10 protein-coding genes are annotated in these 13,311 nt (G+C 41.5%); all 10 read left to right on the forward strand.

What is annotated here, in order from left to right; translation table 11 throughout:
• The first annotated feature begins 146 nt into the window (after positions 1-146).
• The 10 genes from hisF to HMPREF2086_RS00295 all read left to right on the forward strand — a co-directional run bounded on the left by hisF (position 147) and on the right by HMPREF2086_RS00295 (position 13,200).
• The gene (gene hisF, locus HMPREF2086_RS00250) at positions 147-911 is read left to right on the forward strand and encodes an imidazole glycerol phosphate synthase subunit HisF (RefSeq protein ID WP_023926717.1); all 765 of its coding nucleotides are present in this window, start codon (positions 147-149) and stop codon (positions 909-911) included.
• Between the two features lie 69 nt (positions 912-980).
• On the forward strand, positions 981-1,706 hold the full coding sequence (locus HMPREF2086_RS00255; protein ID WP_023926718.1) for a phosphorylase family protein: 726 nt from the start codon (positions 981-983) through the stop codon (positions 1,704-1,706).
• A 171-nt stretch (positions 1,707-1,877) separates the two neighbouring features.
• On the forward strand, positions 1,878-2,948 hold the full coding sequence (gene rlmN / locus HMPREF2086_RS00260) for a dual-specificity RNA methyltransferase RlmN (RefSeq protein WP_051397621.1): 1,071 nt from the start codon (positions 1,878-1,880) through the stop codon (positions 2,946-2,948).
• A 355-nt stretch (positions 2,949-3,303) separates the two neighbouring features.
• Positions 3,304-4,599, forward strand: a complete 1,296-nt coding sequence (locus HMPREF2086_RS00265; protein WP_023926721.1) for an epoxyqueuosine reductase QueH — start codon at positions 3,304-3,306, stop codon at positions 4,597-4,599.
• 596 nt (positions 4,600-5,195) lie between these two features.
• Positions 5,196-5,675, forward strand: coding sequence for a 3-hydroxyacyl-ACP dehydratase FabZ (fabZ, locus tag HMPREF2086_RS00270; protein ID WP_023926722.1), 480 nt, complete (start codon positions 5,196-5,198; stop codon positions 5,673-5,675).
• Between the two features lie 27 nt (positions 5,676-5,702).
• The gene (gene lpxA, locus HMPREF2086_RS00275; protein WP_023926723.1) at positions 5,703-6,521 is read left to right on the forward strand and encodes an acyl-ACP--UDP-N-acetylglucosamine O-acyltransferase; all 819 of its coding nucleotides are present in this window, start codon (positions 5,703-5,705) and stop codon (positions 6,519-6,521) included.
• Between the two features lie 99 nt (positions 6,522-6,620).
• Entirely contained in the window at positions 6,621-7,988 is a 1,368-nt protein-coding gene (gene clpX / locus HMPREF2086_RS00280) for an ATP-dependent protease ATP-binding subunit ClpX (RefSeq protein ID WP_023926725.1), read from the forward strand.
• Positions 7,989-8,014: 26 nt separating this feature from the next.
• Complete coding sequence (locus HMPREF2086_RS00285) at positions 8,015-9,031, forward strand: rod shape-determining protein (protein WP_181882827.1); 1,017 nt, start codon at positions 8,015-8,017, stop codon at positions 9,029-9,031.
• 56 nt (positions 9,032-9,087) lie between these two features.
• Positions 9,088-9,897: a rod shape-determining protein MreC gene (mreC, locus tag HMPREF2086_RS00290; RefSeq protein WP_023926727.1), complete on the forward strand. Its 810-nt coding sequence runs from the start codon at positions 9,088-9,090 to the stop codon at positions 9,895-9,897.
• A 105-nt stretch (positions 9,898-10,002) separates the two neighbouring features.
• Positions 10,003-13,200 carry a hypothetical protein gene (locus HMPREF2086_RS00295; protein ID WP_023926728.1) on the forward strand — a complete coding sequence of 1,066 codons (3,198 nt, stop codon included), beginning with the start codon at positions 10,003-10,005 and terminating at the stop codon, positions 13,198-13,200.
• Positions 13,201-13,311 lie beyond the last annotated feature (111 nt).

Raw genomic sequence — 13,311 nt, forward strand, 5'->3', positions numbered from 1 at the left:
TATGCGCGGTAGTTTCTATGATTGCTTTGCAATGTGGATAAAAAATAAGAAAAAGAAAAGGAAAAAATGTTATGATTGCGCACAAAATTGGTAATGCGATTTGGGAATATATGGTTTGATTGGACAATTAAATAAAAGGAATCTAAATGCTAGCAAAACGGATTATCCCCTGCCTTGACATAAAGGATGGGCAGGTGGTAAAGGGGGTGAATTTCGTGGGACTGCAAAATGTGGGCGACCCTGTGGAGCTAGCAAAAATCTACAATGACGCGGGGGCTGATGAGCTGGTGCTACTAGATATAACCGCGTCTTTTGAGCATCGCAAAACGATAGTGTCTCTGTGTGAAAAGATTGCCAAAGAAGTCTATATCCCGCTTACTATCGGTGGGGGAATCTCTAGCCTAGAAGATATGTATGCGCTACTAAATGCTGGGGCAGACAAAATAAGCCTAAATAGTGCAGCGATAAAAAATCCTAGTTTGGTAGCCCAAGCAGCAAAAAGATTTGGCTCACAATGTGTGGTGGTGGCTATTGATACTCGCTCGGTAGAAAATAATCCACAAAGAAAAGAAGTCTATATCAAGGGTGGTAGAGAGAGAGTAGAGCTGGAGCTGTGCGAATGGGCGAAAATCTGCGAGGATAATGGAGCGGGGGAAATCCTGCATACAAGTATGGATACTGATGGGACAAAGGGGGGATATGATTTGGAGGGGCTAGGGGCATTGCGAGAAGCAGTGGGATTGCCCATCATCGCTTCTGGTGGAGCGGGCAAGATGAGCGATATAGCGGAAGTTTTTGAGCGAGGAGTGGCTGATGCGGCATTGGCTGCTAGCATATTTCACAACGATGAAATCTCTATTTCCGAGCTAAAAAACTATCTGCACAATCGTGGTATAGCGGTGCGGATATGAGATTTTGTGGTTTGTGTGGCTTAGTCGTGTTTTTGGAGGATTGTGTGAGGGGTGTGCAAGGTGGTGTAGATGCTAGTGTGTGCTGGGCGAAATGAAACCCTGTGCTGTGCTGTGCCGATAGGCATAGGGCTAGTAGAGGCGAGCTTGGGACTGACTAGGCTGCTACTAGGCGGAGCAAGGGAGATAGAAAATATCATATTTGTGGGGAGTGCTGGGGCGTATAGTAAAGAGATTTTGATAGGGGATATGTTTTTTTCGGTAGAGGCGACACAGATAGAATCTAGCTTTTTGAGTGGTGGGAGCTATACACCGATAGACAATGTAGTAAAAATGGAATCGGTGGATTTGAGTGGATTTGGGGATTTTGCTAGATTTTTTGTGAGCGATGAGAATTTGGGAGATAAAGAATCTGGGCAAAAAAATGTTTCATATGAAACATCGGAGCAAACTCTAAAATCAATCCAAAATCAAAAAACAGAAAAACAACAAAAACCTATGCAAAATAGTGTCGTAGCAAAGCAGATAGGGCAAACAAAACAAGTGATTGTAAATTCATCAAACTACATTACCACAGATGAGAATAGTGCAAATCAAATGGCTAGGGCTGGCATACTACTAGAAAATATGGAATTTTATGCTGTGATGAAAGTTGCTCAAAGTTTTGGTGTGCCTGCTATGGGCGTGTTTTGTGTAACGAACTATTGCGATGAAAATGCTCATAAAGATTTTCTAGCAAACCATAGTGAAGCAAAGCGCAAGCTAGAGGACTTCATAATGCAAAGTCAAAAGCGATGATATAAACGCTTGGCTAGAATAAAGAGTGGATAAATGGAATCTAACAAAATCAATATTTATGGAATGCGTTTGAGTGAGCTAGAGCAGATTTTTACCTCTGGTGTTATCTCTTCTGGTGGCAATGCACACAAGGGCTTGGAAAGCAAAAAAGATAATGATTTTGCAAGGGATATGTGCGAAAAACTTAAAAAGTTTCCACCATATCGAGCTAAGCAGATTTATAATTGGCTATATGTTCACTATGAAGATGAGTTTGGTAAAATGCTAAATCTACCAAAAGATTTGCGATTTTGCCTTGATGAATATTTCAGCACGCAAAATCTAAAACTTCTCGCTAAAGAGATAAGCAAAGATGGCACACAAAAATATCTTTTTGAAGCGAGAGATGGACACTGCTTTGAATCAGTTTGCATCAAAATGCGTGATAAAAAAAGAGATGAGAACGGCAGGATTGTGGCAAGCGAGAAGTGGACTTTTTGTCTCTCTAGTCAAATCGGCTGCAAAGTCGGCTGCTCTTTTTGCTCTACGGCTAGGGGAGGATTTGTGCGCAATCTCACTGCAGGAGAGATAGTCCAACAAGTGGTGTTTCTCAAACGAGACAATGCCCTAGAATCTCATAAACGGGTGAATATCGTGTATATGGGTATGGGTGAGCCACTGCACAATATTGATGAGGTGGTGCAAGCGATAGGGATACTTAGCGAGCTAGATGGGCTAGCGATTTCTCCAAAGCGACAGACGATTTCTACAAGTGGAATCGCTCCACAAATAGAAAATCTAGGCAAGCTAGACTTAGGCGTGCAACTAGCGATTTCTCTACACGCGGTAGATGATGAGCTGCGAAGCAAACTTATGCCGATAAATAAGACTTACAATATCCAAGCTGTGATTGATGCTGTGAGGAGATTTCCTATCGACACTCGAAAGAGGGTAATGTTTGAATACCTTGTGATACGAGATATAAACGATGATTTGGCGAGTGCAAAAAAACTACTAAAACTACTTAATGGAATCAAAGCAAAGGTAAATTTGATATTGTTTAATCCACACAGTGAATCAAAATATCAACGCCCTGAAATGAAAAAAGTAGAGGAGTTTGCCGATTTTCTTGTGTCAAAAGGGCTGCTAGCCACGATACGAGAATCTAAGGGCGTAGATATTTCAGCGGCTTGTGGGCAACTGCGAGAGAAAAAGATTCACATAAAAATGAGCAATACAGGGGAATATAGAGAAAAACTATGAAAAATGTTTCATATGAAACATTTGATGATTGATTTTGGGTAGTGCTAAATACAAATGAAGCACAAATAAAAATAGATTTTGCCAAACCTCATCAAGCACACAAACTAAAATCTACATAAGAAGGAGAATCCAAAATGGATAGTTTAGAAGTATTTTTGCTGGTATTTTTGCTACTTGTATTGGTGGGTGGCATAGGTGGGTATCTTTATTTTATGAGGGAAAGGGATTGAACCAAAAGGAGTTTTTGGCTAATGGTTTTTGGCAAAAAGATACACACAACAATGCAAATGAAAAAGGCGAGTGTTAGCAAAACGCTATAAGCACTACAAAATCAAAACAATAAAAAAGGACAAAAATGTTGGTGCATATTTGTTGCTCTGTGGATAGTCATTATTTTTTGAGCGAATTGCAAAAAGCGTATCCTAGCGAGAATCTTATCGGGTTTTTTTACAATCCAAACATTCACCCCAAGTCCGAGCACGATTTGCGCCTACAAGATGTGCGCAGAAGCTGTGAAATGCTCGGGGTAAGGCTCATAGAGGGGAGATATGACACAGATGAGTGGCTAAATGGGGTGCGTGGGCTGGAGGAAGCACCTGAAAAGGGCGAGCGATGTGTGAAGTGCTTTGACATTCGCCTTGAGAGAAGCGCAGAGGTGGCAAGCGAGATTGGGGAAGTGAGGTTTACTAGCACACTGCTTGCAAGCCCTATGAAAGAGCAAGAAGTCCTTTATGAGCAGGGCGACATCATCGCCAAAGCACATAAACTAGATTTTGTCAAAATCAATGTCCGTGCAAATGGTGGCGTGAATAAGCAAAATGCTCTAGCAAAAAAAGACAATCTCTATCGGCAGAACTATTGCGGCTGCAAATACGCGCTAGAAAAGCAACGAGATAAGCAAGGACGATATAGCCTAGAGATGATGAGTGATATAGGTAGTCGTGCCTTGCCTGCGAGCATAGAGGAGAGAAGTGAGGTATTTGCCAAACGAGACGCACTAGAAAAGGCGGGCAAAAAATATATCCTCACACAGCGAAAAAAGCGAATCTATCGCGTGCTAAGCCATATACTATCGCTAAATGAAATGGCGATGCCCAACTATGTGCTAGCCCACTCTGAATCCAAGCGAATAAAAATGGAGCTACCAACTTGGGTAGAAATATCTGTAAATGCTTGTAGTTCCCCTTTTTTGCGAGAATCTTTGGGGGTGGATTCTAAAGCGGATTTTACCCATAGCAAAGATAACCCTAGCTTATATTCTGCCAAAATCACCATTGGGATTAGTCAAAGAGATGATACTGTTTTTTTGCCACTAAAGAGCCTCAATGAGATTCTTTGCGACAAACAAACGAGCAAAAACAATCACAGCAATGAGTATAAAGCAAGCTACAAATGTGGCGTGAGGTATGATAGCGTAAGGGAGCTTATTTACGCGCCTATTTGCTATGAGGAGGAGCTTTATTTACGCACACTGCTTTGCGGGTATGAGTCGATAAATCCTATCATCATAATTGATGATGAGGTGGCTAAGGATTTGGCAGAATCACAAAATCTAAGCAATAACACCAAGTCAATCTCAAATCCCCTAGCAGTAAACATAGAGTCTTTTTTTCAAGATGAAAGGGTGTTTGAAGTGATAGAAATTGTGTAGCTTTGTGTAGGCTTATAAAGATATTTTTGCAAAAATTACGCATAGCAAAAAAACTGATAGGAAAAGATGAAGCTAAGTTTTGTGCGAAAAATATAAAAAACTCTAAAAAATGAGCAAAGAATCGCAAAATACAAACCCTAAACACAGCAAAAAACCAAAGATGAAAATGTAAAAAATGTCATAAAAACTTTCAAAATTTAATCAAGCACAAAAAACAAATTGATACAAGGAAAATCCGTAATTTTTGCCTTTATTTTCAATTTTTGCAAATAAATAATAAAAATTTATGTAAAAAATGTAAAAAATGTTTTAAATCGCTTAAAAATTCGTGCAAAACATTATCAAAAGTTTTGTATAATTTTGCGTTTTAGCCTAAGTGTCAAAGCCGGCCAAATGCAAATAAAAGCAAGCAAAGTTTTTTGCTTTTGTGCTGTGAAAAAACTAAAGATTTCTTGCAAAAATCTGCATAAAGTCCTGCTACTTACGCGCGATTCTCACAAGCGATGAAGCAATACTTTTTAGGACTTTTTTGTAGAGGTTGTGCTAGTTTTGCGTGGTTTTGGGCTTTTGTTGTGAATTTTCTAACAAGGTGTAAAATGAGCATAATGGATATAAACGCAATTAAGAGAATCTTGCCACATAGATACCCACTTTTGCTTGTCGATAGGATTACTAGACTTGAAAAAAATAGTCTTATCGAGGGGTATAAAAATATTACTGCAAATGAGCAGGTGTTTTTGGGGCATTTTCCTAGCAAGCCTATTTATCCGGGAGTGATGATTATTGAGGGAATGGCACAGGCTGGAGGAGTGCTGGCGTTTGTGAGTATGTGGGGCAATGATGTGAGTGCGGCGGAAAACAAAATCGTGTATTTTATGACGATTGACGGTGTGAAATTCCGCTCTCCTGTTGTCCCCGGGGACAAGCTAGAGTATCGCCTTAGTGTCCTAAAGCACAAAGGTGCTGTATGGTCGCTTGAGGGCAAGGCGTTTGTAGAGGATAAGCTCGTGTGCGAAGCGCAACTAAAAGCTATGGTAGCTGATAATGACGCTGCAAGTGGCGCAAGTGCGACATAAGCACTAGCACGGTAGGAGTAAGCTACTATGAAAGCACAAATCGCACGAACTGCCATTATCGCAAAGGGCGCACAGATAGCCGATGGTGTTGACATTGGCGATTTTTGCGTGATTGGCGAGGGGGTTAGAATCGGCGAGGGGTGCAAGCTGTATAATGGCGTAACGATTTTGGGCGATACCACTTTGGGTAAAAATAATGTGGTGTTTCCTTATGCTGTGCTTGGCACGATTCCGCAGGATTTGAAATACTCGGGCGAAAAAGTCGAGCTAATCATTGGGGATAATAATATTATCCGTGAGCATTGTATGTTTAATCCGGGCACAGAGGGCGGGATTGGCAAGACAATCATTGGCAATGAAAATTTGTTTATGGCATTTGTCCACATTGCGCACGATTGTGTGGTGGGCAATCACTGCATTTTGGCAAATAATGCCACGCTAGGTGGGCATATTGAGATTGGGGATTATGTCAATATCGGTGGAATGACGCCTGTGCATCAGTTTGTCAAAATCGGCGATGGAGCAATGATAGCGGGGGCAAGTGCGCTAAGTCAAGACGTCCCTCCATTTTGTATGGCGGAGGGCAATCGCGCCGTGATTCGCGGGCTGAACAAACACAGAATGCGAAAGCTATTTGACAGCAAAGAGATTGATGAGATTAGCCATTTTTATAAGGAGCTTTTTTCTGCGACTTCTATGCGTGGCTTTGCACAAGATATGCTTGATAAATATGAGTCAAAAAGCGAGGATTACGCTCCCAAAAGAGAATCTATCAAAAAAATCTGTGAGTTTGTCCTAGCCTCACAAAGAGGTATCCCCCTGCGCAAAAGCGAGGCAGAAAAATGAAACAGACACAAGCAAAAATAGTGGCTAAAGCGGTAAATACGCTTATGGCAAGTGGTTTAATCACAAACTGCACAATACTTAAAAGTGAGGCATTTTAGTATGAATCAACCTATTTGTAATTTTTGTGGGAATTCTATTACGCCACATAGGCAGGGATTGCGAGCGAAATATCCCAATCCAAACGACCCAAATAGCTCATTTGCGTTTATTTGCCTGCCTTGTATCAGCTCGGTTTATAAGGAGTTTTTAGACCCTATTTATGGGGTAAAAAAATCCACCCTTAGCACGCAAAAACAATCGCTAAATCTTGATTTGCCAAGCTCGCGCGTGCCAAGCCCCAAGGAGCTAAAGGCAAAACTTGATGAGTATGTCATAGGGCAAGAAGAAGCAAAAAAGGTTTTTTGCGTAGCGATTTATAATCACTATAAGCGTATCGCAAACAATCTTGCTCAAGCAAAACAAGATAGCGAGCAAAATCAAGCTAGCTCTTTTGATTCTAGCGATAAAGGTAGCAGTAGCGATGATGTCGAAATAGCAAAATCCAATATCTTGCTTATCGGTCCCACAGGTAGTGGTAAGACGCTTATGGCACAGACTTTGGCTAGGTTTTTAGATGTGCCTATCGCCATTAGCGATGCGACTAGCTTGACAGAGGCGGGCTATGTGGGCGAAGATGTAGAAAATATCCTAACAAGGCTTTATCAAGCCGCTGATGGCGACATAGAAAAAACACAAAGAGGTATAGTTTTTATCGATGAGATTGACAAAATCTCGCGACTTAGTGAGAATCGCTCCATAACGCGTGATGTAAGTGGCGAGGGCGTGCAGCAAGCATTGCTAAAAATCATAGAAGGAAGCGTGGTAAATATCTCCGAAAAAGGTGGCAGGAAGCACCCAAATGAGCGATTTGTCCAAATCGATACAACAAATATTTTATTTATTTGCGGTGGGGCTTTTGATGGTTTGAGTGAGATTATCCAGCGCAGGATGGGCGATAATGTGCTTGGGTTTGGGCAAGTGCAAAAAACAAAGTCCCAACAAAAAGATGTGCTAAATCTTGTCGAGCCAGATGATTTGGTAAGCTATGGGCTTATCCCCGAGCTTATCGGACGACTTCATATTACTGCGACTTTGCAGCCTATCACAAAAGAAGCGATGATAGATATTCTTACCAAGCCCAAAAACGCCCTCATCAAGCAGTATCAAAAACTTTTTGAAGTCGATGATAATGTCAAGCTAAGTTTTGAAAAAGAAGCGATAGAATCCATAGCCGAGCTTGCCATAGCTCGCAAGACAGGTGCTCGCGGGCTTAGAGCGATTATTGAGGAGTTTATGACAGACATTATGTTTGACTTACCCTCAATGAGAGAACACGAAGTGGTAATCACAAAAGATTGTGTCGAGCAAAAATCTAAGCCATTGCTCATAAAACACAAAAAAATCTCTAATAAAGTCAAAGGAGCGTAGAAGTGTTGTTCAACAAGATTGTAGGAATGTTTTCGCACGATGTTGCGATAGATTTAGGCACGGCAAACACACTTGTGCTAGTCAAAGGACAAGGAATCGTTGTTAATGAGCCAAGCATTGTGGCGGTGCGCGTGGATAGGTTTGATAGAGACGGCGAGATAGTCGCTGTGGGATATGAGGCAAAAGAAATGGTGGGGAAAACCCCCAATGGAATCGAAGTAATCCGTCCGATGAAAGACGGAGTTATCGCGGATTTTGATGTAACTGAAAAAATGATTCGCCACTTTATCCAAAAAGCGCATAATCGCAAGGCATTGGTGCGCCCACGCATAATGGTGTGCGTGCCTTATGGACTTACAGGCGTGGAGCGCAAAGCTGTGAAAGAATCAGCAATGAGTGCGGGTGCTAGAGAGGTGTTTCTCATCGAAGAGCCTATGGCAGCAGCGATTGGCGCGGGACTACCTATCAAAGAGCCTCAAGGAAGTTTGATAGTGGATATTGGTGGGGGGACGACTGAAATCGGCGTCATCTCTCTAGGTGGGCTTGTCATATCCAAGTCTGTGCGTATAGCGGGGGATAAAATCGATTTGGCTATTGTAAATTATGTCCGCAAACATCATAATCTGCTTATAGGCGAGAGACTAGGCGAGGAGATAAAAATCGAAATCGGCGCAGCAGCCCCGCTAGATAATATGCTATCTATGGAAGTCAAAGGGCGCGACCAAGTAAGCGGACTGCTAGATACTATAACGCTCACAAGTGAAGATATACGAGAAGCGATGAAAGACCAGCTACGAGAAATCAGCTCCGCAGTAAAAAGCGTGATAGAATCCGTCCCTGCGGATTTGGCGGGGGATTTGGTAGAAAATGGCTTGACACTCACAGGTGGTGGCGCACTTATCCGCGGTCTAGATAGGTATCTAAGCGACACGATTAAGCTCCCTGTGTTTATCGGTGATGAGCCACTTCTAGCAGTGGCAAAAGGCACAGGCAAAGCACTAGAAGAGATAGATGCTGTGTATAATACTGCAAACTATCAATAAGCTAGAAAATCAAAACTTCCCAAAATCAAAACCTGCAAAACAATTAAGAGATAGCAATGAGGTATCAATCCCTAAGCGTTCTTGTCATCATCATAGCAGTGCTTTTTATCGCCATAGATTCTAGTAGATTTTTGCAAAACGGCATTATGGCGATAAGCGATGGGATAAAAACTTTTGTGCTTGATACCAAGGATAGCATATCACTTTCTTACCAAAAATACCTAAATCAAGCCGCAAGTATCGAGGAATACAAACAAAAACTAAAAGATTATGAAAAACTAAAACTTCAGCTTTTGCATACCCAATCAGAGCTTGATGGACTCTCTGTGTTTGACACGCAGCAGGCTTTTTACAATGATGCGAGATTTTTGCCTGCTAGGGTGTATTCGTATGTGGGTATGGGCGACTACAATCGTGTGTGGATAAACTTTGACGCAAAAGGCTACCCAAAGGATAGAATCTTTGGTGTTGTGCGTGATAGCAAGGTGCTTGGGATTGCGCTTATCGATGGGCAAAAGGTTATGGGGTTTTTTAATGGCGATAAAAAAAGTGCGTATAGCGTGCATATAGGTGATGGCAAAATCCCCGCTGTCGTGCATAATTCCGCGATTAGTGCCAATCGTATCACGGCGGATTTTATCCCGCTGTGGCACGATGTAAATGTCGGCGACCAAGTGCGCACAAGCGGGCTAGATGGGATTTTTGTCGAGGGGATTTTGGTGGGGGAAGTCGCTAGCGTGAATAAGGATTTTGGCTATATCAGCGCGGAGATAAAGCCCTATGCGCAAAGTTCATCATTAGGCTATGTTTGGCTAGTAGATACGCAAGTTGAGCAACAGATAGCAGAGGAAAAAAGCCCTTTTTAGTTTTTGTATGATTTTGCGTTGCTTTTGTCCTCAAGGCAGGTTTGCTAGATTTTAAGCCTTTATGCTTGTGCGTTGGCTTGATAAAGGTAGCCACAAAGGGTGGTAATGATAGATTCTCATCAAATACCTAAAACACTTATAGATGAGGCATTTTTATCTAGCGTGCTAGAGCGTGTAAGCCCTGATAAGCGCGTGGATACAAACGAGCTAAAAGCGATTTTACTCGCGCTTATAAGCGTGATTGGCAAAGATAGCACCTCTAAAAACTTGAAAAACACTTCTAACACCACTAAAGCGAACTCCAAAAAATCATCGCACAAAGATTTTGAGAGGATATTTGCTCTTTTTGGTGAGATTTTTTGCGCGTTTAGAGAGAGAATCTATGCGATTTATGAGCGCGGGGATATACTTGATTACACATTTTTGTATTTAGCGTTTATCACACCAGATTTTCTTATGTCTCGTTTTTCTGTGGCAGATTTTGATAGTGGCTTTGAGAAAGATTTTGTGAAACATATTTATGAGTATTTCCCTGATGATGAGCGATTTTTGCATTTCATAGAGATTGCAGATGAAATGCTAGCCACAAAGTCAGATGCTATAAATACCACAAACACTTTGAGTGCTACAAATATCAGCCAAGAAGAGTGGTTTATGCTTGTTGAGCTTGGGAGTATTAGTAGAGTTTTGGCTTATCCTAGTGCGCAATATAGGTGTATAAATCACAAAAACCACTCAAAAACTTCAAAAATAGATGATGTGGCTACCCAAGTATCACTTAGGAATGGATTGGTGTTTTTTAGTGCGTTTATATCGCTCGGAGATATGCAGTGTGCCAAAGCGCAGAAAATCCAGCCATTTATTTATGAGGCTTATTCGCTTTTTAGGCTTGATTTTACGCTACTTTGTGAAGCTATGAAGCTAGCGTTTGGGCGTGCGCATAGTGCGCTAGAGCGACGCAATGTGTGCAATTGGCAGCTACATATTTTTTGGAATGTGGAGCATTGGTTTAATTCAAGGGAATGGCTTAGGCTATATCCGCTGTGGAAAAAGGTGTTTTATGGGCGGATTTCACAAGCCCAAAAGATTATGGCAGAAGCTATGGTGGAGGCTATGACAGAATCTATGACAAGTGCTGTGGCACAAAATCCACACGAAGTAAATCTACACCAAAATCCAAAAACCACACAAAACCCTACAAATTCTCAAAATCTGCAAAATTTGCAACCGCTTTACCAAGCCATAGATGAGGTGCTGTATTTGCAGCTTTTTTTATACCATTTTTGTGGTAATAGCTTTATCTCTCAAGAGCAGTGGAGAGAGTTCAATATCGAAGTTTTAGAAAAATCTAGTGCGCTTTATAGGGAGTTTGGGGCAAAATTTTTGACAAAAAGTAGCAAAATAGAAAAACGAAATACAGCCAAAGATTCTAAGCACCAAAATCTACAATCTATGAAATCTCCCCAAACTCCTCAAAACTCACAAGAATCCAAATCCCCACAGCCAACCCAACAAGCAAAAAAAATTATCGGTTTTTTGCGTGATAGATTTGTGGAAAATTCGCCATTCAAAGTCGAATACAGCCTTATCAAAAATCTTATAAATTCCTCGTCTTTTAGCCAAAAATATAGCATAAAAATCTATTGTATGAGCCTCATAGAAAAAAGCGAAAATGACCCGCGAATAATGCAGCTTTTTGCTAGTCTTGGTGTGGAGATAATCGACATTGGGCTAGCTTTTAACAAAGCAAATTTTTATAACTCACATTTGCAAAAAGCCCTTGCTTTGCGTGAGATAATCCAAAACGATGAGGTGGAGATTTTGATTAGCCCAAATAATGGCTATGGGATTAGTGATTTTTTGCTTAGCGTGCGTGTCGCGCCTACGCAGGTGTTTTGGACGCACGGCAACTATGTCTATGACATTGAGGGAATCGATGCTAGGCTTACGCACATTTGCAATGATTTAAGAGAAATCACTCACGAGGGCGTGGTATTTGGCGGAATCCCCGTAAAAATGGATACCGCATTTTATAATCCCCCTGTGTCAGAGCAAGAAATCAAGGAGGCTAGAGAAAATATCGCGTATTTGCTAGCACAAAACAAAAACCTTGAAGCAAAAGATTTTAGTAATTTTGCTGATGAATGGCTGCGAGATAGAGTGATTTTGGGCGTTATGGGGAGGCTTGCCAAAATCGATTCTATGGATTATTTGGAAGTGATTTGTGAGATATTACAGAGGCGAGAAGAGTGTGTGTTTGTCGCGTGTGGTGCAGGAAATGAGGAAGTCATCAAGTCCAAAATCTCACAAATAAATCCTAGTGTCTTGTCGCGGTTTTGCTTCACGGGGCAGATAGATAGTGCGGTGTATGGGCATATCATTGATGTGTGGCTAGATAGTTTTCCTATGGAGCAGGGGGAGAGCAGAATCGAGTATATCGCCAAAGGTAAGGGGCTTGCGCTAAGGTATTATGCGTGCGATGAGGAGGAGTTTTTGAGCGAGGTGGGGGGGCAGGTAGATGGTGTGGAGTGGGTGGTGAGGGAGGTTTTGAGTGATTTGTCTTTTGGTGGTTGGGGCAATTTATCTTTGGGGAGCGGGGGCAATTTGCCTGCGGGTATCCATTTGAGTGGTTGCAATTTGCCTTCGGGTGATTCATTTGAGAAATCTCACTGTCCCGCTTCGCTCGATGAACGCGAAATGTTCTATCTACGCTCGCAGGGCAATGAGATTTCCCAAAGCAATACCGCAAATACTTCGATTGTGGTGGGGAATGGTGGGCAGAATTTGCAAAAAAACACAATCTCTTGTCATACTGAGGCTTTAGCCGAAGTATCTCAAAAAAGCAAGCCTAGTGAAGCCTCTTTGGAAAGCGAAGATTCTTTAGAAAGCAAACACGACACGGATTCTTTGGAATCCAAGAACAAGGGATATTTCGCTAACACTCAATATGACGAAACTACTTGCAATGGTCAAAACAAAGAGAGCGAAACTACTAATGGAAATAAAGGGGACGGAAGCAACACATATTCCCCCTCCATTGCGGAGGGGGTTAGGGGGTGGGTAGGCTCTTACGCCAAAGATTTTACAAGCTATAAATCCCTTGTTTTGGGTTTTAGCCAAACAAGAGCTTTTAGCAAAGAGCAATACCTCCAAAAAGCCCTAAATATCATAGATTCTACAAAAACAAAGAATAAAAACTTCCAAAATATGCTGCGCACACAAAGCCTTATTTTTGCTATGGGGGATTGCATAAAAGAGCGATTGGGCGTGAAATACTTTATGGACTTTGTAGATTATGTTTAATTTTGTGCTAAAAACGATAGATATTTTGGTGTGAAAATCCTAAATAATATTGAGGATTTTTAATGTTGATATGAATTTAAGGCATTTAAGAGTTAATAGCAGCATATACAT

It is taken from the genome of Helicobacter macacae MIT 99-5501 (assembly GCF_000507845.1).
Lineage (GTDB): Bacteria > Campylobacterota > Campylobacteria > Campylobacterales > Helicobacteraceae > Helicobacter_B > Helicobacter_B macacae.

Bases quoted from the DNA above. Each gene is read 5' to 3' on its own strand.
- HMPREF2086_RS00265 (WP_023926721.1), top strand. From the start codon at position 3,304: ATGTTGGTGCATATTTGTTGCTCTGTGGATAGTCATTATTTTTTGAGC.
- clpX (WP_023926725.1), top strand. From the start codon at position 6,621: ATGAATCAACCTATTTGTAATTTTTGTGGGAATTCTATTACGCCACAT.
- HMPREF2086_RS00285 (WP_181882827.1), top strand. From the start codon at position 8,015: ATGTTTTCGCACGATGTTGCGATAGATTTAGGCACGGCAAACACACTT.
- fabZ (WP_023926722.1), top strand. From the start codon at position 5,196: ATGAGCATAATGGATATAAACGCAATTAAGAGAATCTTGCCACATAGA.
- HMPREF2086_RS00255 (WP_023926718.1), top strand. From the start codon at position 981: ATGCTAGTGTGTGCTGGGCGAAATGAAACCCTGTGCTGTGCTGTGCCG.
- HMPREF2086_RS00295 (WP_023926728.1), top strand. From the start codon at position 10,003: ATGATAGATTCTCATCAAATACCTAAAACACTTATAGATGAGGCATTT.
- hisF (WP_023926717.1), top strand. From the start codon at position 147: ATGCTAGCAAAACGGATTATCCCCTGCCTTGACATAAAGGATGGGCAG.
- lpxA (WP_023926723.1), top strand. From the start codon at position 5,703: ATGAAAGCACAAATCGCACGAACTGCCATTATCGCAAAGGGCGCACAG.
- mreC (WP_023926727.1), top strand. From the start codon at position 9,088: ATGAGGTATCAATCCCTAAGCGTTCTTGTCATCATCATAGCAGTGCTT.
- rlmN (WP_051397621.1), top strand. From the start codon at position 1,878: ATGTGCGAAAAACTTAAAAAGTTTCCACCATATCGAGCTAAGCAGATT.